Origin of the sequence: Streptomyces sp. NBC_00659 (assembly GCF_036226925.1) — a bacterium.
GTDB lineage: Bacteria > Actinomycetota > Actinomycetes > Streptomycetales > Streptomycetaceae > Streptomyces.
On record NZ_CP109031.1, the window covers coordinates 2,033,465 to 2,053,020 of the forward strand.

A 19,556-nucleotide genomic window follows, 5' to 3' on the forward strand; every position below is an offset into this window, starting at 1 on the left:
GTCCTGCGACGGTTCTACAGCTGCTCGGCGAAGGCTTCCGCGGTCGCCGTCCGGGACCGGCGGTAGCCGTGACTGAAGTAGAACACGAGCCCGACGGCCGTCCGGACCCCGAAGACCACCCAGGTGACGGCGGAGAGACCGGCCAGCATCCACACGCACGGCAGGAAGCCGATCCCGGGCGGCACCGGCGCGAGCGGAACCCGGAACGTACGGCGCACGGCCGGGCGCGTCCGCCGCGGCAGTCCCCGGCCCGTCGTAGAAGCTCTCCCACGCGTGCGGCCCCCGCTCCCGGCAGGGGAACAGGGGCCGTACGGGAACTGGGCGGATCAGCTCCAGCTGGCGTGCAGCGGCTGGCCCTCGGCGTAGCCGGCCGCGCTCTGGATGCCGACGATCGCGTTCTCGGCGAACTCCTCCAGGGAGTTGGCGCCCGCGTAGGTGCAGGAGGAACGGACGCCCGCGATGATCGAGTCGATCAGGTCCTCGACGCCCGGACGGGACGGGTCGAGGAACATCCGCGAGGTGGAGATGCCCTCCTCGAACAGCGCCTTGCGGGCCCGGTCGTACGCGGACTCCTCGCTGGTGCGGTTCTTGACGGCCCGCGCGGACGCCATGCCGAACGACTCCTTGTACAGGCGTCCGCCGGCGTCCTGGTGAAGGTCGCCCGGGGACTCGTACGTGCCGGCGAACCACGAGCCGATCATGACGTTGGACGCGCCGGCGGCCAGCGCCATCGCGACGTCACGGGGGTGGCGGACACCGCCGTCGGCCCACACGTGCTTGCCGTACTTCTTCGCCTCGGCCGCGCACTCCAGCACCGCGGAGAACTGCGGCCGGCCGACGCCGGTCATCATGCGGGTGGTGCACATGGCACCCGGGCCCACACCGACCTTGATGATGTCGGCGCCCGCGTCGATCAGGTCCTTGACGCCCTCGGCGGCGACGATGTTGCCCGCGACGATCGGCACCTGCGGATCCAGCGCGCGCACCGTCCTGACGGCGCTGATCATCGACTCCTGGTGGCCGTGCGCCGTGTCGATGACGAGCGTGTCGACGCCCGCGTCGAGCAGCTGCTTGGCCTTGCCCTCCACATCGCCGTTGATGCCGACGGCGGCGGCGATGCGCAGCCTGCCGTTCGCGTCGGTGGCCGGCGAGTACAGCGTGGCGCGCAGAGCGCCCTTGCGGGTGAGGATGCCGGCCAGCTTGCCGTCCGCGTCCACGGCGGGGGCGTAGCGGCGGTTGGCGTTGTCGAGGCGGTTGAACGCCTCGCGCGGCTCGATGTCCGCGTCGAGGAGCAGCAGGTCCTTGGACATGACCTCGGACAGCTGGCTGAAGCGGTCCACGCCGGTGAGGTCGGCGTCGGTGACCACACCGACGGGGCGGCCGTCGTCGTCGACGACGACGCCCGCGTTGTGCGCGCGCTTGGGCAGCAGCGCCAGCGCGTCGGCGACGGTCTGGTGGGGCGCGAGGACGATCGGGGTGTCGAGCACCAGATGGCGTCCCTTGACCCAGGAGACGACCTCGGTGATGACCTCGATCGGGATGTCCTGCGGAATGACGACAAGGCCACCGCGGCGGGCGACGGTCTCGGCCATCCGGCGGCCGGCGATCGCCGTCATGTTGGCGACGACGAGCGGGATGGTGGTGCCGGTGCCGTCGGGAGAGGCGAGGTCCACTGCCTGACGCGAGCCCACGGCGGAGCGGCTGGGCACCATGAAGACGTCGTCGTACGTCAGGTCGTACGGGGGCTGGATGTCGTTGAGGAAACGCACGTGCTGCACATCCCAGTCGATCAGAGGTGGCCCCCGGACAGGTCAGCCAGGGGGAAGAGCACGTACCTCATTGTCCCATGACGGCCGGTATGCGGTCCCCGGGCGGATCATCCAGGCTGGTCAGGGGGCAGCTGGTCGGATCCTCCAAGGGAGAGGACGACCGCGAGCGCCGCGTCGGAGGCCTCGTAGTGACCGGAGGCCGCCGCCAGCACCCCCTGCACGGTCTCCCACTCGTCGGGCCGTGCTCGCGCGTAGGGGCGCCAGCCGGTCACCACGATCAGTCTGCCCGGACTGGCCGGGCCCCAGTCGGGGTCGCCCAGGACGTCGCCGAGCGCGTCCCAGTTCCGCCCGAACCACTCCGGCAGGCCGAGGTCGCGGACGCAGCGCGCCATGAAGGCGCCCTTGTCGAGGACCCCGGTGAGGTCGAGTTCGGTGACCTGCCACCCGGCCGAACGGCATACCGCCGCGAGCGGACCGTGCGTCATCTCAGCACCGCCTTGAAGGAGTTGTAGTGATCGTCGGTGTAGAAGATCTCCCCGCCCCGCCCCGTGACCATGCGCCGGGCCCCGCGGTCGCGCTCACCAGGGGTCCGCACCGTGTACTCGCGGTAGTAGCCCCTGGCATGCCCCGGCAGCTCCCGCTCGAAGTTGCCGAAGACGGCGCCGTCCTTGGCGTACGGGAAGGGGCCGCCCCGGTCGATGAGGGCGAGGGTCGCCCGCGCCTCGGCGGGGAGCGCGGCCACGGAAACGGCCGGCAGACCGCCGGCCCAGGACGGGACCGCCGTGGCACGGCTCGCGGCGGTGGCCGCCGGGTCTCGCGGACCGGCCGCGCCCGTCGGCGCGCAGCCCGCCAGCAGGACCGTCAGACAGACCAGCAGGCCGGCGAACAGACGGCCCGTGAACGCGCGAGGGGACGGCCGCAGCGGCATGTCGTCGATGCTGCCACGGCCGTCCCCTCGCGGCGCGCGCTGTGTGCTGTCCTCAGGCCCCGTCCGGGTCCGCCCGGTTCAGCGCCGGACGCGGCGGTGGGCCCGCCGTCATCAGGGCGTCCGCGGCCGACGTGTCCGTGACCAGGCTGGTGACGAGCCCGGACCGCAGTACCGCGTCGATGGCGGCCGCCTTGCGGTGCCCACCCGCTATGGCGACGACCTCGGGGATACGGCGCAGCCGGTCGGCCTCGACCGTGATGCAGCGCTCGCCCAGGTCACGCCCGACCCGACGGCCCTCGGCGTCGAAGAGGTGCGCGGACATCTCGGCGGCGACACCGAGCGACGCGTAGTGCGCGCGTTCCTCGTCGCTGAGCATGTCGTGCACCGTGGAGATGCCGGGCTCCCAGGAGCCGATGGAGACGCAGGCCACCGTCACCTTGTCGAAGTACTCGAAGGCGCGGGCGATCCCCGTCTGGTTGCGCAGCGCCGCCGCGGTGGCCGCGTCGGGCAGGAGCATCGGCGCGTAGATGGGGTGGGCGTCGCCGCCGGACACCTGCGCGGCGCGGCGGACGGCCTCGACGGAGCCGCGTTCGGCCGTCCCGGCGTCGTACACCCCCGTCAGCTGCACCACGGTGCAGGGCGGGAGCCGGTCCAGGGCCGCCGCCATGTGGATGGTGGAGCGGCCCCAGGCGAGGCCGAGCACGTCGCCCTCGTTGACGAGCTCGCCGAGCAGGTCGGCGGCCACCTCACCGAGGTTCTCCGGGTCGGGCGACTCCTCGGCCTCCGCCGGGGACTCGACGACCACGGCGTGCCGCAGGCCGTAGCGAGCGCGCAGCGCGTCCGAGCGCTCCGCGTCCAGCTCGGCGGGGACGCGGATCTCGATCCTCACGAGATCCCGTTCGAGAGCGGTCTCCAGGACCCGGGCCACCTTGAAGCGGCTGACGCCGAACTCCTCGGCGATCTGGATCTTGGATTTGCCCTCGAGGTAGAAGCGGCGGGCCATGGCCGCCGCCTGGACCAGCTCAGCGGGTCCCATCCGCATGGCTGACCGGCCCGCCGACATACCCGACACGGCGTTCTCCTCACTTCTGTTCACACTCTGGATTCGCCGTTCATCCTTGCAGATCCGGCGCACTTGATCCGCCCTGATGGGCGGCGTTCACGTTCCCTTGGCTCAGTGGCCGCACGCCCATGACGCACGGGCCGTCGCCTCCTCGGCCTGGGTGCGCAGTGCACGTACCGCCTGAGCGGGGTCCGCGGCCCCGTACACCGCCGAACCGGCGACGAACACGTCGGCTCCCGCCTCCGCGCACCGCTCGATGGTCGAGGCCGACACTCCACCGTCGACCTGGAGCCACAGTTCCAGGCCGTGCTTGCTGATCAACTCGCGCGTGCGGCGGATCTTGGGGAGCATGATGTCAAGAAAAGCCTGGCCCCCGAATCCGGGCTCGACCGTCATGATGAGCAGCATGTCGAGCTCGGGGAGCAGATCCTCGTACGGCTCGATGGGGGTCGCGGGCTTGAGCGCCATGGAGGCACGGGCGCCCATGGCCCGGATCTCGCGGGCGAGCCGGACGGGCGCGGCGGCGGCCTCCACATGGAAGGTGACGGAGCCGGCACCGGCTTCCACGTACTGGGGCGCCCACCGATCGGCGTCCTCGATCATCAGATGGCAGTCCAGCGGAGTGTCCGTCGCACGGGCCAAAGACTCTACGACCGGCACCCCGAGGGTGAGGTTCGGTACGAAATGGTTGTCCATGACGTCGACATGGAGCCAGTCCGCGCCTTCCACCGACTTTGCCTCCTCGGCAAGACGGGCGAAGTCGGCGGACAGGATGCTGGGGTTGATCTGCGCGGCCATGCCCCAAGACTGCCATGCCCCGGGCCCGTTGCCCGCCCCGGTCCGGACCTGGATCGTCCCGCGGCTGCCGTACGAGGGTCCGCCGTGCCATGCTGGGCGGCCCAGCGGCGCTGTGTCCGGTCCCGGGGGTGGGCATGAAGCGGCTCGACGTCTGGAAGCGCGGCACCATCGGAGTCGTGTGCGGCCGGCGGTCCAAGTGGCTGGTCCTGGCCCTGTGGCTGCTGATCCTGCTCTTCGTGGCACCGCTCGGAGCGAAGCTGAGCGACGCCCAGGACAACGACGCGCAGTCCTGGCTGCCGGGCTCCGCCGAATCCACCCAGGTCCTCGACATCTCGAACGGGTTCAGGCCCGAGCAGATCCCCGCGGTCGTCGTCTACGCGCGCCCCGACGGCCTGACGGCACAGGACCGACGACAGATCTCCGAGGACGTCCGGCAGCTCAAGACGCTGCGGGACCACGGCATCCGCGGCGCCGAGACCCGCGGGCCGGTCCTCGACCGGCAGCCGGACCCGCGCGCGGCGCAGATCTACGTCCCCATCACCATGGACGCGGCGGGCTGGCAGCGGATCGCCCCCGCCGTCGACTCCATCCGTGACCAGGTCGGCAAGGGCGGCGACGGGCTCTCGGTGCACATCACCGGGCCCGGGGGTACGGCCGCCGACTCCTCCAAGGCCTTCGAGGGCATCGACTCGACGCTGCTGTTCTCCGCGATGGCCGTCGTCATCGTGATGCTGCTGATCACCTTCCGCAGCCCGATCCTGCTGTTCGTCCCCCTGCTCGGTGTGGTCGTCGCCCTGTTCACGGCGCAGGCGCTGATCTATCTGCTGGCGAAACACGCCGGTCTGACCGTCAACGGCCAGAGCGCGGGCATTCTCACCGTGCTCGTGTTCGGCGCGGGGACCGACTACGCGCTGCTGCTGGTCGCCCGCTACCGCGAGGAACTGCGCCGTCACGAGGACCGGCACGAGGCGATGACCCTCGCCATGAACCGGGCGGGGCCCGCCATCCTCGCGTCGGGCGCCACGGTCGTGCTGAGCATGCTGGTGCTCCTGGTCGCCGAGATGAACTCGACGCGGGGGCTCGGCCCGGTCGCGGCGATCGGCGTGGCCGTCGGCCTGCTCGCCATGCTCACGCTCTTCCCCGCCCTGCTGCTGGTCTTCGGCCGCTGGATCTTCTGGCCCGCCGTCCCGCACCTCGGCTCGGCCGATCCGACCAGGAGCGGCGTCTGGGCGCACATGGGCCGGCGGATCGCCCGCCGCCCGCGGACCTTCTGGGTGGCCACGGCGCTGGCGCTCGGGCTGCTGTCCCTCGGCCTGATCCAGCTCCGCGCCGCGGGCATCCCCAACGCCGACCAGTTCACCGGGAAACCGGACTCGATCGTCGGCCAGGAGGTGTCGGCGCGCTACTTCCCCGCGGGCGACGGGGATCCGCTGGTCATCGTGTCCGACACGGCGCAGGGCAGACAGGTCGGCGAGGCCGTGGCGGCGGATCCGGGCGTGGTGCCGGCGAGCATCGGTGTGCCCCCGGGCACCGCGCCGGTGCACGACGGCAAGGTGCTGTTCGAGGCGACCACCCGCGCCCCCGCCGACAGCGCGGCGGCCAAGGACACGGTGGAGCGGGTGCGCGACGCGGTGCACGCCGTGCCCGGGGCCGACGCGAAGGTGGGCGGCGGCTCGGCGGCCCTGCTGGACATGGAGAACGCCCAGACGCACGACAACTACCTGGTCATCCCGCTCGTCCTGGTGGTGGTCCTGCTGGTCCTGAGCGTCCTGCTGCGCGCGCTGATCGCTCCGCTCCTGCTGATCGGGACCGTGGTGCTGTCGCTGGCCACCGCCCTCGGTGTGAGCGCGCTGGCGTTCCGGCACGTCTTCGACTACGCGGGCGAGGACGTGGCGTTCCCGCTGTTCGTCTTCGTGTTCCTGGTGGCGCTCGGCATCGACTACAACATCTTCCTGACCACCCGTATCCGCGAGGAGGCCGGCCGCCACGGCACCCGGCAGGGTGTGGTGACGGGCCTCGCCACCACCGGGGCGGTGATCACCTCGGCCGGCCTGGTTCTCGCGGGCACGTTCGCGGCACTGGGCACCCTGCCGATCGTGGGGTTCGCGGAGATCGGCTTCGCGGTCGCCCTCGGCGTGCTCCTGGACACCTTCGTGGTGCGCTCGGTGCTGGTCACCTCGCTCTTCCTCGATGTCGGCCCGAAGGTGTGGTGGCCGAACCGGCTCGCCCACGAGGACGGCGGCTCCCGGCACCCGGACACACCGGACCCGGAGCAGTCCGGGGAGCTCGCGGCGTCCCCGGGGCCCGCGGGACCCCAGGACACCGGGGACCCGGACGACTCCACGAGACCCGCCCGGCCGCCCGACTGACTAGTGCCGCGACAGGCAACGTTCGCCCCGTCGCGACTCCCGGCACGCACCGGAGCCCGGGCCGGTCGCCGGAGCGATGACCCGGACCGAGCCGGACGACGGACCTGGGAACGTCGGGTCAGGCGGTTCGGCGGATCAGGGCCAGGTACATCGCGTCCGTCCCGTGCAGGTGCGGCCACAGCTGGACGTCGGGGCCGTCGCCGAGCGCGGGCACGCCGGGCAGCAGCGGGCGGGCGTCGAGCAGTTCGGCGGAGCCGTCCTCGAAGTGCTTGAGGACGTCGTCGACCACCGCGCGGGTCTCGGCGAGGTGCGGCGAGCAGGTCGCGTACCCGACGACACCGCCGACCCGCACCGATGCGAGCGCCGTGCGCAGCAGCCCGCGCTGGAGCGACGCGAAGCCGTCGAGGTCCTCGGGGCGACGACGCCAGCGGGCCTCGGGACGGCGGCGCAGCGCGCCCAGGCCCGTGCAGGGCACGTCCATGAGCACCCGGTCGAAGGTGCCGGGCCGCCACGGCGGGCGGGTGCCGTCGGCGGCGATGACCTGGTAGGGGCCGGGGTTCCCGGCGAGTGCCTTGGCGACGAGCCCCGCGCGGTGCAGCTGCTTCTCGGAGGCGAGCAGCGTCGCGCCCCGCTGGGAGGCGAGGCCGGCCAGCATCGCGGCCTTGCCGCCGGGTCCGGCGCAGCCGTCCAGCCAGACCCGGTCGGGGCCGTCGAGCGGCGCGTTCGCCAGGGCGATCGCCACCAGCTGGCTGCCCTCGTCCTGGACACCCGCACGGCCCTCCCGTACGGCGTCGATGGCGCCCGGCTCACCGCCCTCGGTGAGCCGCACGGCGTACGGGGACCAGCGCCCAGGAAGCGCCGAGTCCTCGTCGAGGGCGTCGAGGAGTTCCCCGGCGGTGGAGCGTCCGGGCCGGGCGACCAGGGTCACCTCGGGCCGCTCGTTGTCGGCCTCCAGCAGGTCCTCGATGCCGGCCCGGCCGCCGCCGAGGGAGTCCCAGAGCGCGGAGACGACCCAGCGCGGGTGCGAGTGCACGACGGCGAGGTGTTCCTCGGCGTCCTCGGCGTAGGGCGGGGCGACCTGTTCCAGCCAGGCGTCGAGGTCCTGCCGCGCGACCTTGCGCAGCACGGCGTTCACGAACTTGGCCCGCCCGTCGCCGAGCACCACCCGGGCCAGCTCGACCGAGGCGGAGACGGCCGCGTGCGTCGGGATGCGCGTGCCCAGCAGCTGGTGGACCCCGAGGCTGAGCACATCGAGGACCGGCGGGTCGACCTCCCGCAGCGGCCGGTCGACGCAGGCCGAGATGACGGCGTCGTACGTCCCCTGGCGGCGCAGCGTGCCGTACACCAGCTCGGTGGCGAGCGCGGCGTCCCGTGCATCGAAGTCGTCCTTCTGCCTCGCCTTGCGCAGCAGCGGAGGCAGGACGAGGTTCGCGTAGGCGTCCCGCTCGTCCACGGCCCGCAGCGCCTCGAAGGCGAGCATGCGGACCGGGTCCTTCTGGGGGCGGCGGTAGGGCTTGCCGGGCTTCTGCGGCCGACGGGGCTGCTCACTCACGAAAAAGGTGCTCCGGATCCAGGAAAAAAGATGCGCTTATCAGCGTACGCCGCAGGTCCGGCGTCAGACTCCGAGCCGCTCCCCGGACGGAATCCGCACCCCGCGGGCCCAGTCGGCCGCGCGCATGGGCTTCTTGCCCTGGGCCTGCACCCAGAGCAGCTCCACGGCGAAGGAACCGGTGCCCACGTACACATTGTTCTTGGCGACCGACAGCTCGCCCGGGGCGAGATCCGTGCGGTCGGGCACCATCGCGACCTGGATGAGCTTGAGGCGCTCGTCGCGGAAGACGGTCCAGGAGCCGGGTGCGGGCGTGCACCCGCGCACCACGCGGTCGACGCGCAGCGCCGGGGCGGCCCAGTCGACGTGAGCGCTCTCCACGGTGATCTTCGGCGCGGAGCTGATGCCGTCGGCGGGCTGCGGCACGGCCTTGAGCGTGCCGTCCTCGATCCCGTCCATCGTCGCGGCGAGCAGTCCCGACCCGGCGAAGGCGAGCCGTGTGAGCAGGTCCCCGCTGGTGTCGGTGGGCCGGATCTCCTCGGTGACGGTCCCGTACACCGGCCCCGAGTCGAGGCCCTCCTCGATCAGGAAGGTGGAGGCGCCGGTGATCTCGTCCCCGGCCATGATCGCGTGCTGCACGGGAGCCGCGCCGCGCCAGGCGGGCAGCAGCGAGAAGTGCAGGTTGACCCAGCCCTGGGCGGGGATGTCGAGGGCGACCCGGGGCAGCAGCGCCCCGTACGCGACGACGGGACAGCAGTCCGGGCCGATCTCCCGCAGCCGGGCCAGGAATTCCTCGTCCCGGGGCTTCGCGGGCTTGAGCACCTCGATCCCGGCATGCTCCGCCCGCTCGGCGACCGGACTCGCGACGAGCCGTCGCCCCCGTCCGGCCGGCGCGTCCGGCCGGGTCACGACGGCGGCCACCTCGTGCCGCCCAGAGGCGATCAGGGCGTCCAGGGCGGGAACGGCGACCTCGGGGGTGCCTGCGAAGACGAGCTTCATGGGTGGTGGTTGGCCTCTCGGGCGGGAGCACTTCCATCCCCCGCGCGCGTACCGGTTCGGGCCATGCACGGGGCAGCGCACCAGTCTATGCCGCGCGGGACCCGAGAGCCCGGGCGTTCTCCGCAGGGCCATGTCCCCGGGCCCGCACGGGCGGTACGGCCGCGCGGACGGGGCACGGGAACGGGCTGTGGGCGGCGTTCGGTGACGGGCTGTGGGCGGCGCACGGTGACGGGCTGTGGGCGGCGTACGTGGGAGGAACTTGGCCGGGCGGATGCGCGTCGGCCCGCCGAAGCCGGGCTCCGGCGGTACGCGCTGTCCGCGCCGTCCGCGCACAGGCCCGGGTGGTGCGGACCGGCCGTCGGCACAGGCGGAGGGGGCCGCCCGTAGGCGCACGGGGCGCGTCGATCGCACGACAGGGGGCGTACAGCGCGGGACGCGCCCCGTTCATATGCTCTTGCGCCCTTGCACCCGTGACCACTCACCCGTCCACGCGTTGGTCAAGAAAGAGTTGACCACAGCGGACCGCAGACCAGCGGCCCGATCCCTTTCAACGACGGTTCGAGAGGCTTGTTCATGGCCGACCATGCAACCCACGACGCCCAGGCTCGGGCCAGCCTGCACTTGCTGGTGCGGGACATCGAGCGGGTCCGTCGGCAGGTGGACGCACTGCGCACGCTCACCGCCCAGTTGGGCAACGTCTACCGCCCACGCCGCGCCGGCCCCTCCACGGGCTTCGTCGTCTACGGACGCGCCCCCGCGCCGACCGTCCGTCTCGCCCAGGAACTGCGGGACAGCGTCGAGACCCTGGTCACCGCCGCCGTGGACTTCGACCGCTCCCTCGGCTTCTCGTGGGACGCGGTGGGATCGGCCCTCGGGGTCACCAAGCAGGCGGTGCACCGGCGTTACGGTGCCCGCCGAGCCGCCGCCCAGGCCGCCGCCGAGGCGGAGCGCGCCACGGAGGCCGCCGACACGCGTACGGTCGCCGTCGACGCCGCTCTGCCGTCGGTGCCGACCGTCCCCGCCGCCCGTTCCATGCCGACCCAGCCGACGGCCGGCAGCCCGACGCTCCGCGACGAGGTCAGGTCCACGGCCTTCCCGGGCCCGCGCAACGGCTGACCCGACTCCCCGAGACGACAACTGCCTCCCGGCGCCAGACCCCGGGGGGCAGTCCCCTGCGCACGCCCGTGCCCGAGTCCGCCTTCCCGCTCCATCCCCCGGCCCGGCCTGCACCCCCTGCCGATGCGCGGAGGCATGCCCCCTGGCATCGGGCCACCCGGCCACCCCCCGGTCCACGGCGGGCACCCGTGCGGCACACGGTCCGCGACCCGTGCTCGGCGCGACCCCACCGGATCTCACCCGGTCTCATCCGATCCCACCCGGCTGCCTCACCCGATGTCGGGCGGATCGATCCGGATGCGTACGGGGTCAACGCCCCCGCGGGCCATGCGCGCCGCCTGCGCGCTCTTCAGCGCCGCCGCCAGAGCGGCGCCACTGCCCGGGGGCACCCGGATGAGCACCCGTTCCCCGGGCTCCCCGGGAGGCGGTCCACCGGGCCGCCTGGGCCGCCCCGCCTCACCGGCCGACAGCGGCACGGGCCCCAACACCTCGGCGTCGCCCGGCAGTTCGGCAGCCGCGAGAAACCCGGCGAGCGCCTCCGGCGCCCCGGACACCGCCGCCATCCGGGAGACGGGCGGAAATCCCAGCTCGGCCCGCTCGGCGAGTTCACGCACCGCGTGCCCGACCGGATCCCATCGCACGAGCGCCTGCACGGGCCGCAGGGTCGGTTCGGCCACGACCGCGACCGTGCCGCCCTCTCCCTGCGGACGGACCAGCGCGGCGGCCGCCGTCCACCGGCGCAACGCGTCCTCGCCGGCCCGCAGATCGGGCCGTCCGAGCATGGCCCAGCCGTCGAGCAGCAGGGCCGCCGCGTACCCGCCCTCGGCGACCGGTTCGGCCCCCGGCGTGCTGACCACCAGGGCGGGTGCCGCGGACACCGTGTCCAGCACCTGCTCCCGCCCGGACGTGCGCACCGGCACGGCCGGGAACGCCCGCCCCAGCTCCTCGGCGGTCCGCCGGGCACCGACGACCTGCGCCCGCAGCCGGAACCCGCCGCACTCCTGGCAGTGCCAGGCGGTCTCGTCCCGCCCGCACCACCCGCAGCGCAGCGCCTGGGCGTCCTGCGCCTCCAACGGCCCCGCGCAGTGCCGGCACCGCGCGGGCTCCCGGCACCGCGCACAGGCCATCCGGGGCACATATCCCCGCCGGGGCACCTGGACCAGCACGGGCCCGTGCTTCAGCCCTTCCCTGACGGTCTGCCAGGCGAGCGTCGGCAGCCGGGCGGCCCGTGCGGCCTCGTCGCGGGCGAGATCGCCGTCCGAGACGGTCCGCACCAGCGGCGCGGCGGCACGTACCTGGTCCCGGTCGGCGGCCAGCGGCAGCGCCCAGCCACTCTCGACCAGTTGTGCCGCCTCCACCGTGCACGTCCAGCTCCCCAACAGGAAGCCGCACTTGTCACGTGAGGCGCGCAGCTCCAGGACTTCCCTGACATGCGGGAAGGGAGCGTTGTCGTCGCTGTGTCCGTCGTCGCCGTCGTCCCAGACGACGACCAGGCCCAGATCCCGCACCGGCGCGAACATGGCGGCCCGGGTACCGACCACGGCCCGGACGGACCCGCGCCGTACGGCGAGCCAGTCGCGGTAGCGCCGCTCCGGTCCCGCGTCGGCGGTCAGCACGGCGTGATGCCCCTCGCCCAGCAGGGACTTGAGGGCCGTGTCGACGCGGGCGGCGGGCCGGCCCGCCGGGACGACGACGAGCGCGCCGCGCCCGGAGGCGAGCGTCGCCTGCACCGCGCGGGCGATCTCCTCGGCCCACTCGGGACCGGGCAGCGCGGTCCACACCGCGCGCGGGGCGCCGCCTGAGGCCAGCGAGGCGAGGAAGTCGGCACCTCGCCCGTAGCGCCGCCAGGTCCCGGGGTCGGGTGCGGCGGGCGGCGGCGGGGGCTCCGGCGACTCCCGCGCCTCGGCACGGGCGTGCCGGGGCGGCACGGCCAGCTGCAGAACGTCGGCCAGCGAACCCGCGTACCGGTCGGCGACGGCGCGGGCCAGCCCCAGCAGTTCGGGTCCGAGGACGGGTTCGGGCGAGACGACCTGGGCGAGGGCGGCCAGCGGCCCGGAGTAGTCGGACTCGGCGACCCGCTCGACGAGATACCCGTCGATGAGACCGCCGCCCTCGCGCCGTCCCTCGCGCACCGTGCGCCCGCCCGCGCCGAAGCGGACCCGCACCCGCACGCCCGGCTGCGCGGCGGCGTCGAGGTCCTCGGGCACGGCGTAGTCGAAGTACCGGTCGAGGTGCAGTACGCCCTTGTCGACGAGCACCCGCGCGACGGGCAGTTCCTTCGCCAGCGGGGCACCCCGCCAGGTCCGCGGCTTCGCCTTCGGTGCCTTGACCTGCCGCACGGCCTCCCGGATCAGCGCAAGCTGCTCGGGCGGTGCGCCGTCCGCGCCGCCCGCGCTGTCCTCGGATCGCCCGTTCGCGCTGCTCACAGCAGTATTCCTACCAGACCGCACTGACAGCGCCGCCCGCCCGAGATCGGGCCAGCGACGCCGGTTCTCCCGAGATCAGGGCGGCAGCGGAACGTGATCCAGATTCACCGCACGCCGTGGGCGTACTCCACCGAAGTAACCGCGGCCATCGCACCGGGAGATCATCAGCGTACGAACCCAGGCCCGGACCGGCCACCGTTTTTCCGCGCAGCCGTGAGGCCCGGCACCCCTCGGGGTACCGGGCCTCACGGCTGTGGCGAAGCGTTCGCGGACTACAGGCCCGCGGCCTTGCGCAGCGCGTCCACCCGGTCCGTCCGCTCCCACGTGAAGTCGGGCAGCTCACGGCCGAAGTGGCCGTAGGCGGCGGTCTGGGAGTAGATCGGGCGGAGCAGGTCGAGGTCGCGGATGATGGCCGCCGGACGGAGGTCGAAGACGTCCGTGATGGCGGTCTCGATCTTCTCCGCGTCGACCTTGGCGGTGCCGAAGGTCTCGACGAACAGACCGACCGGCTCGGCCTTGCCGATCGCGTAGGCGACCTGGACCTCGCAGCGCGAGGCGAGGCCCGCGGCCACGACGTTCTTCGCGACCCAGCGCATCGCGTAGGCGGCCGAGCGGTCGACCTTGGACGGGTCCTTGCCGGAGAAGGCGCCGCCGCCGTGGCGGGCCATGCCGCCGTACGTGTCGATGATGATCTTGCGGCCGGTGAGGCCGGCGTCGCCCATCGGGCCGCCGATCTCGAAGCGGCCGGTCGGGTTCACCAGCAGGCGGTAGCCCTCGGTCTCCAGCTTGATGCCGTCGTCGAGGAGGGCCTTCAGCTCCGGCTCCACCACGAACTCGCGGATGTCGGGAGCGAGCAGGGAGTCCAGGTCGATGTCCGAGGCGTGCTGCGAGGACACGACGACGGTGTCCAGGCGGACCGCCTTGTCGCCGTCGTACTCGATGGTGACCTGGGTCTTGCCGTCGGGACGCAGGTACGGGATGGTCCCGTTCTTGCGGACGTCGGACAGCCGGCGCGCGAGCCGGTGCGCGAGGTGGATCGGGAGCGGCATCAGGTTCGGGGTCTCGTCCGTCGCGTACCCGAACATCAGGCCCTGGTCGCCGGCGCCCTGCCTGTCCAGCTCGTCCTCGTCGCCCTCGACACGGGACTCGTACGCCGTGTCGACACCCTGCGCGATGTCCGGGGACTGGGACCCGATCGACACCGACACGCCACAGGACGCTCCGTCGAAGCCCTTCTTCGAGGAGTCGTAACCGATCTCCAGGATCTTGTCGCGGACGAGCTGGGCGATCGGCGCGTACGCCTTGGTCGTGACCTCTCCGGCCACGTGCACCAGGCCGGTGGTGATGAGCGTCTCCACGGCGACCCGGGATGTCGGGTCCTCGCGCAGAAGGGCATCGAGAATGGTGTCGCTGATCTGGTCAGCGATCTTGTCGGGGTGACCCTCGGTCACGGACTCCGAGGTGAACAGGCGACGGGACACAACGCTCCCTGTGGTTGCAGCGGCTGCTGGCTGATCATGGGTGGACGGGTCGGGGGCTGCGCCCGGCGTCGTCCGAGAACAGTTTATCGGTCGCACTCGGCCGCGGGACCCCTGTCTCGCCTCTCGGAAGGCCTGTGACCTGCGGCACGGGCATTCTGCGCCATCGTCGGGGCTCTCCGCCAGGGTCGCCACGCCCGATTTTGCGGGCTTTGTGGTGACGGGTGTGATGGATGAGCTTTTCACACGAGTCGGCGTGCCACCAGGTCCCACACCGTCTCGGCCAGCGCTTCCTTGGGTCCGTGGGGCACCGCGGTCTCACTTCCGTCGGCTCCGAGCACCACCGCCTCGTTCTCCTCGGAACCGAAGGTCTTGCGCTCCCCCACCTCGTTCACCACCAGGAGATCGCAGCCCTTGCGCTCCAGTTTGGTCCGTCCGTTGGACAGGACGTCGTCGGTCTCGGCGGCGAATCCCACCACGACCTGGCCGGGGCGCGCGCGGTCCGCGGAGATCTCCGCGAGGATGTCCGGATTACGGACCAGAACGATCGGCTCCGGTTCCTTGCCGTCCTTCTTCTTGATCTTCCCGGCCGCGTACACCTGGGGGCGGAAGTCGGCCACCGCGGCCGCCATCACCACCGCGTCGGCGTCCGGGGCCGCCTTCAGCACGGCTTCCCGCATCTGCACGGCGGTGCCGACCTGGACCACGTCGACCCCGGCCGGGTCCGCGAGCCCCGTGTTCGCGGCGATCAGGGTGACCCTGGCGCCGCGCGCGGCGGCGGTGCGGGCGAGCGCGTACCCCTGCTTGCCGGAGGAGCGGTTGCCGAGGAAGCGGACCGGGTCGAGGGGCTCGCGGGTGCCGCCGGCGCTGACGACGACGTGCCGTCCGGCGAGATCCGGCTCGGTGACCCCGCGGGCGAGGACACGGCGGCAGACCTCGAAGATCTCTCCCGGGTCGGACAGCCGCCCCTTGCCGGTGTCGACGCCGGTCAGACGCCCCACGGCGGGCTCGATGACGACGGCGCCGCGCCGCCGCAGCGTCGCCACGTTCTCCTGCGTCGCCGGGTGCTCCCACATCTCGGTGTGCATGGCGGGCGCGAAGACGACCGGAGAGCGGGCGGTGAGCAGCGTGTTGGTCAGGAGGTCGTCGGCCAGCCCGTGGGCGGCCTTGGCGAGCATGTCGGCCGTCGCGGGGGCGACCACCACGAGGTCGGCGTGCTGTCCGATGCGGACGTGCGGGACCTCGTGGACGTCCGACCAGACCTCGGTGGACACGGGGTGGCCCGAGAGGGCGGACCAGGTGGCGGCGCCGACGAAGTTCAGCGCGGAGGCGGTGGGCACGACGCGTACGTCGTGTCCCGACTCCGTCAGTCGTCGCAGCAGCTCACAGGCCTTGTACGCGGCGATGCCACCGCTGACCCCCAGAACGACCTTCGGCTTGTCCACCGTTTCTCCCCGGGCTCGGAAATCTACGACTCCATGACACACCACAGGCCCGACAGTCGCGCCGCCGGGCCTGGGATGAGCAAGTGAACGACTACTGAGCGGGGCCCTCGACGGCCTCGGAGGTCAGCAGTCCCGCGTTGATCTCGCGCAGGGCGATCGACAGCGGCTTCTCGTGGACGTGGGTGTCGACGAGCGGACCGACGTACTCGAGGAGGCCCTCGCCGAGCTGCGAGTAGTACGCGTTGATCTGGCGGGCACGCTTGGCCGCGTAGATCACCAGGCTGTACTTCGAGTCGGTGGCCTCGAGAAGCTCGTCGATCGGAGGGTTGATGATGCCCTCGGGAGCAGTGATGGAAGAGGACACGCTCTGCCTTCCGAAAGGTGGAAATTGACCTGAAAGATCAAACAACTGCCACCAAGGCTAGCAGCTCACGCGCCACGTCCTCGACGGAGGTGTTGACAAGGGTGACGTCGAACTCCGGCTCGGCGGCCAGTTCGATCTTGGCCGCGTCCAGTCGGCGCTCGATCACCTCGGGCGGTTCGGTGCCGCGCCCGGTGAGCCTGCGCACCAGCTCCTCCCAGGAGGGCGGGGCCAGGAACACGAGCAGCGCTTCCCGCATGGACTCGCGGACCTGCCGGGCTCCCTGGAGGTCGATCTCCAGGAGGACCGGTACACCCGACTCCAGGTGCTCCAGGACCGCGGCACGCGGAGTGCCGTAGCGGTTGCCGGCGAATTCGGCCCACTCCAGGAGCTCGCCGTTGGCGATCAGCTTGTCCATCTCGTCGTCGGTGACGAAGAAGTAGTGGACTCCATGCTTCTCGCCGGGGCGGGGCTTGCGGGTCGTCGCCGACACCGAGAGCCAGACCTCGGGGTGCGCCTTGCGCATATGAGCGACGACCGTGCTCTTGCCGACCCCTGAGGGGCCGGAGAGCACGGTCAGCCGCGGACGTACGTCCGGGGGTACGGGGGTTGTCCCCCGGGGTGTTGCAGCCATACAGCGATTATTCCAGCAATCCTGGTGTGTCCAGGACTCAGGCGCCGGAACCGCCGAACTCGCGCTCCAAAGAGGCGATCTGGTTCGAGCCGAGACCGCGCACGCGGCGGCTCTCGGAGATCCCGAGTCGCTCCATGATCTGCTTGGCGCGGACCTTGCCCACGCCCGGCAGGGACTCCAGGAGAGCGGAGACCTTCATCTTGCCGATGACGTCGTTCTCCTGACCCTGCTTGATGACCTCGTGAAGAGAGGCGCCGGAGTGCTTGAGTCGATTCTTGACCTCGGCCCGCTCCCGGCGAGCCGCGGCGGCCTTTTCGAGCGCGGCTGCGCGCTGTTCAGGGGTAAGGGGCGGAAGAGCCACGCCTACGTCACCTCGGATGTCGAACTGTCGGATACGGACCGGTGAGGAACCTAGTCGCCCCACACCTGGGAGCCACGGGCAACACGCTCGCCCGTTCTCCCCCGCCGCCTTGACAGCGCGGGAGGTGCTCCCACTCGACGGAGACTAGCGGGCAAGTGCGCCGGAGTCAGCGAGAACAGAGGAAAAGTCCTGGTCAGCCTCCCTGGAGCCCGACATTTACGACATAACTCCCCGGATTTGAGAATGTATTCAGACTCGGGGAGCCCGCAAGGCACTCGTCGGAGGACTCTCGAACGGTTGTCGGAGGTCTCAGGCGGCCGCCACGGCCGCCCTGATCTCCTCCGCGAACCCCTCGGCCGACTCACGCAGGGCCATGACGTCGGGACCGTGACGCAGAACACCCCGGCTCACGTTCGGGACGACGTTGCGCACGGCGGACCCGAAGACACCCGCCAGATCGGCCGCCGTCGCCCCCTGGGCGCCGATGCCGGGCGCGAGGAGCGGGCCGTTGATGTCCAGGTCGTAGGAGGAGAGATCGCCCAGGGTGGCGCCGACGACCGCTCCGAAGGAGCCGAGCGGGCTCTCGTCCGCGTTCTCGGCGGCCAGGTGCCCGAGCATCGTCGCCCCGACGCTGCGTCCGTCCGCCCGGACCGCGTGCTGCACCTCGCCGCCCTCCGGGTTGGAGGTGAGCGCGAGGACGAAGAGCCCGGCCCCGCTCTCGCGCGCCAGCTCCACCGCGGGCTTCAGCGAGCCGTAGCCGAGGTACGGCGACACGGTCAGCGCGTCCGAGAAGAGCGGCGCGTCCTTGCGCAGGAAGGTCTCGGCGTACGCGGCCATGGTCGAGCCGATGTCGCCGCGCTTGGCGTCCATCACGACCAGCGCGCCGGCCTCCCGCGCCTGTTCGACCGACTTCTCCAGAACGGCGATCCCGCGCGAGCCGAACCGCTCGAAGAACGCGCTCTGCGGCTTGAGGACGGCGACCCGCTCGGCGAGCGCCTCGACGACCGTACGGCTGAAGCGCTCCAGGCCCGCGATGTCGTCGCCGAGCCCCCAGTCGGCGAGCAGGGACGCGTGCGGGTCGATGCCCACGCACAGGGGACCGCGCTCGTCCATGGCGCGGCGAAGGCGCGCGCCGAAGGGTTCCAGGCTCATACGGACTTCCTCACGTCGGCGCCGACCGCGTCGGCGAGGGTGGCGTACGGGCTCGTCCGCAGACGGGCGGCGAGACCCTTGTGGATGGCGCGGCCCCAGAAGGGGCCCTCGTAGATGAAGGCGCTGTAGCCCTGGACCAGGGTGGCGCCGGCCAGGATGCGCTGCCAGGCGTCCTCGGCGCTCTCGATACCGCCGACACCCACCAGGGTGATCCGGTCGCCCACGCGCGCGTAGAGGCGGCGCAGCACCTCCAGGGAGCGCGCCTTGAGCGGCGCGCCGGAGAGGCCGCCGGTCTCCTCGACCAGGGAGGGGTCGGACGTCAGTCCGAGTCCCTCTCGGGCGATGGTCGTGTTCGTGGCGATGATCCCGTCCAGGCCGAGCTCGACGGCGAGGTCGGCGACCGCGTCGATGTCCTCGTCGGCGAGATCGGGCGCGATCTTGACGAGGAGCGGGACGCGCCGGTCGGTGACGGCACGGTCGGCGGCCTCGCGCACGGCGCTGAGCAGCGGCCGCAGCGCCTCGGTGGCCTGGAGGTTGCGCAGTCCCGGGGTGTTCGGGGAGGACACGTTCACGACGAGGTAGTCGGCGTGCCGGGCGAGGCGTTCGGCGGACTTCACGTAGTCGCCGACGGCTTCCGCCTCGGGGACGGTCTTGGTCTTGCCGATGTTGACGCCCACGACGGTCCTGAACACGGGCGTACGGGCCGCCAGGCGCTCGGAGACGGCCGCGGAGCCCTCGTTGTTGAATCCCATGCGGTTGATCAGCCCGCGGTCCGGCACGAGGCGGAACAGCCGTTTTTTGGGGTTGCCCGGCTGCGGCTCCCCGGTGACCGTGCCGATCTCGATGTGGTCGAAGCCGAGCATCGACATCCCGTCGATGGCCACGGCGTTCTTGTCGAAGCCCGCCGCGAGGCCGAAGGGCCCGTGCATACGCAGGCCGAGCGCCTCGGTGCGCAGCTCCTTGTAGCGGGGCGCGAGCGCGGCGGCGACGAAGGTGCGCAGGACGGGGACGCGGGCGACGAGCCGGATCCAGCGGAAGGCGAGATGGTGGGCCTGCTCCGGGTCCATCCGCTTGAAGACGAGGTTGAAGAACAGCTTGTACATGATCA

At 72.2% G+C, this 19,556-nt stretch carries 17 protein-coding genes and 1 pseudogene; 2 read left to right on the top strand and 16 right to left on the bottom strand.

What is annotated here, in order from left to right:
* Positions 1 to 14: 14 nt before the first annotated feature.
* From OG410_RS08675 to rpe, 6 genes and pseudogenes are all read right to left on the bottom strand, one after another.
* Positions 15 to 236 (bottom strand): annotated as a pseudogene (locus OG410_RS08675) (amino acid permease C-terminal domain-containing protein); the annotation flags it as partial.
* A 90-nt stretch (positions 237 to 326) separates the two neighbouring features.
* On the bottom strand, positions 327 to 1,769 hold the full coding sequence (locus OG410_RS08680; RefSeq protein ID WP_329304060.1) for a GuaB1 family IMP dehydrogenase-related protein: 1,443 nt from the start codon (positions 1,767 to 1,769) through the stop codon (positions 327 to 329).
* 107 nt (positions 1,770 to 1,876) lie between these two features.
* Complete coding sequence (locus OG410_RS08685; RefSeq protein WP_328666883.1) at positions 1,877 to 2,254, bottom strand: barstar family protein; 378 nt, start codon at positions 2,252 to 2,254, stop codon at positions 1,877 to 1,879.
* Entirely contained in the window at positions 2,251 to 2,697 is a 447-nt protein-coding gene (locus tag OG410_RS08690) for a ribonuclease domain-containing protein (RefSeq protein ID WP_329298585.1), read from the bottom strand. Before OG410_RS08690 ends, OG410_RS08685 begins: the two co-directional genes overlap by 4 nt.
* 52 nt (positions 2,698 to 2,749) lie before the next feature.
* Positions 2,750 to 3,793 carry a sugar-binding transcriptional regulator gene (locus OG410_RS08695; RefSeq protein WP_329298586.1) on the bottom strand — a complete coding sequence of 348 codons (1,044 nt, stop codon included), beginning with the start codon at positions 3,791 to 3,793 and terminating at the stop codon, positions 2,750 to 2,752.
* 78 nt (positions 3,794 to 3,871) lie between these two features.
* The gene (gene rpe / locus OG410_RS08700) at positions 3,872 to 4,558 is read right to left on the bottom strand and encodes a ribulose-phosphate 3-epimerase (protein ID WP_329298587.1); all 687 of its coding nucleotides are present in this window, start codon (positions 4,556 to 4,558) and stop codon (positions 3,872 to 3,874) included.
* Positions 4,559 to 4,692: 134 nt separating this feature from the next.
* Here rpe and OG410_RS08705 point away from each other — a divergent pair, with 134 nt between their 5' ends.
* Positions 4,693 to 6,927 carry an MMPL family transporter gene (locus tag OG410_RS08705; RefSeq protein ID WP_329298588.1) on the top strand — a complete coding sequence of 745 codons (2,235 nt, stop codon included), beginning with the start codon at positions 4,693 to 4,695 and terminating at the stop codon, positions 6,925 to 6,927.
* A gap of 118 nt (positions 6,928 to 7,045) precedes the next feature.
* Here the strand turns inward: OG410_RS08705 and OG410_RS08710 are convergent, their stop codons facing one another.
* On the bottom strand, positions 7,046 to 8,479 hold the full coding sequence (locus tag OG410_RS08710) for an RsmB/NOP family class I SAM-dependent RNA methyltransferase (protein WP_329298589.1): 1,434 nt from the start codon (positions 8,477 to 8,479) through the stop codon (positions 7,046 to 7,048).
* 63 nt (positions 8,480 to 8,542) lie between these two features.
* The gene (gene fmt, locus OG410_RS08715; protein WP_329298590.1) at positions 8,543 to 9,475 is read right to left on the bottom strand and encodes a methionyl-tRNA formyltransferase; all 933 of its coding nucleotides are present in this window, start codon (positions 9,473 to 9,475) and stop codon (positions 8,543 to 8,545) included.
* Positions 9,476 to 10,048: 573 nt separating this feature from the next.
* Between fmt and OG410_RS08720 the strand changes: the two genes are divergently transcribed.
* A complete protein-coding gene (locus tag OG410_RS08720) occupies positions 10,049 to 10,591 on the top strand; it encodes a hypothetical protein (protein WP_329298591.1) in 543 nt (180 codons plus the stop codon).
* A 269-nt stretch (positions 10,592 to 10,860) separates the two neighbouring features.
* Here OG410_RS08720 and OG410_RS08725 read toward each other — a convergent pair whose 3' ends face one another.
* The 8 genes from OG410_RS08725 to OG410_RS08760 all read right to left on the bottom strand — a co-directional run bounded on the left by OG410_RS08725 (position 10,861) and on the right by OG410_RS08760 (position 19,551).
* Positions 10,861 to 13,017 carry a primosomal protein N' gene (locus OG410_RS08725; protein WP_329298592.1) on the bottom strand — a complete coding sequence of 719 codons (2,157 nt, stop codon included), beginning with the start codon at positions 13,015 to 13,017 and terminating at the stop codon, positions 10,861 to 10,863.
* A 272-nt stretch (positions 13,018 to 13,289) separates the two neighbouring features.
* Positions 13,290 to 14,498, bottom strand: coding sequence for a methionine adenosyltransferase (metK, locus tag OG410_RS08730; protein WP_328454579.1), 1,209 nt, complete (start codon positions 14,496 to 14,498; stop codon positions 13,290 to 13,292).
* Positions 14,499 to 14,737: 239 nt separating this feature from the next.
* On the bottom strand, positions 14,738 to 15,940 hold the full coding sequence (coaBC, locus tag OG410_RS08735; RefSeq protein WP_329298593.1) for a bifunctional phosphopantothenoylcysteine decarboxylase/phosphopantothenate--cysteine ligase CoaBC: 1,203 nt from the start codon (positions 15,938 to 15,940) through the stop codon (positions 14,738 to 14,740).
* Between the two features lie 91 nt (positions 15,941 to 16,031).
* Positions 16,032 to 16,304: a DNA-directed RNA polymerase subunit omega gene (gene rpoZ / locus OG410_RS08740; RefSeq protein ID WP_003982715.1), complete on the bottom strand. Its 273-nt coding sequence runs from the start codon at positions 16,302 to 16,304 to the stop codon at positions 16,032 to 16,034.
* Between the two features lie 37 nt (positions 16,305 to 16,341).
* Complete coding sequence (gene gmk, locus OG410_RS08745; RefSeq protein ID WP_329298594.1) at positions 16,342 to 16,935, bottom strand: guanylate kinase; 594 nt, start codon at positions 16,933 to 16,935, stop codon at positions 16,342 to 16,344.
* Positions 16,936 to 16,972: 37 nt separating this feature from the next.
* Positions 16,973 to 17,296, bottom strand: a complete 324-nt coding sequence (locus tag OG410_RS08750) for an integration host factor (protein ID WP_016638838.1) — start codon at positions 17,294 to 17,296, stop codon at positions 16,973 to 16,975.
* Between the two features lie 309 nt (positions 17,297 to 17,605).
* On the bottom strand, positions 17,606 to 18,448 hold the full coding sequence (gene pyrF / locus OG410_RS08755) for an orotidine-5'-phosphate decarboxylase (protein WP_329298595.1): 843 nt from the start codon (positions 18,446 to 18,448) through the stop codon (positions 17,606 to 17,608).
* Positions 18,445 to 19,551: a quinone-dependent dihydroorotate dehydrogenase gene (locus OG410_RS08760; protein WP_329304061.1), complete on the bottom strand. Its 1,107-nt coding sequence runs from the start codon at positions 19,549 to 19,551 to the stop codon at positions 18,445 to 18,447. Before OG410_RS08760 ends, pyrF begins: the two co-directional genes overlap by 4 nt.
* Positions 19,552 to 19,556: the final 5 nt, after the last annotated feature.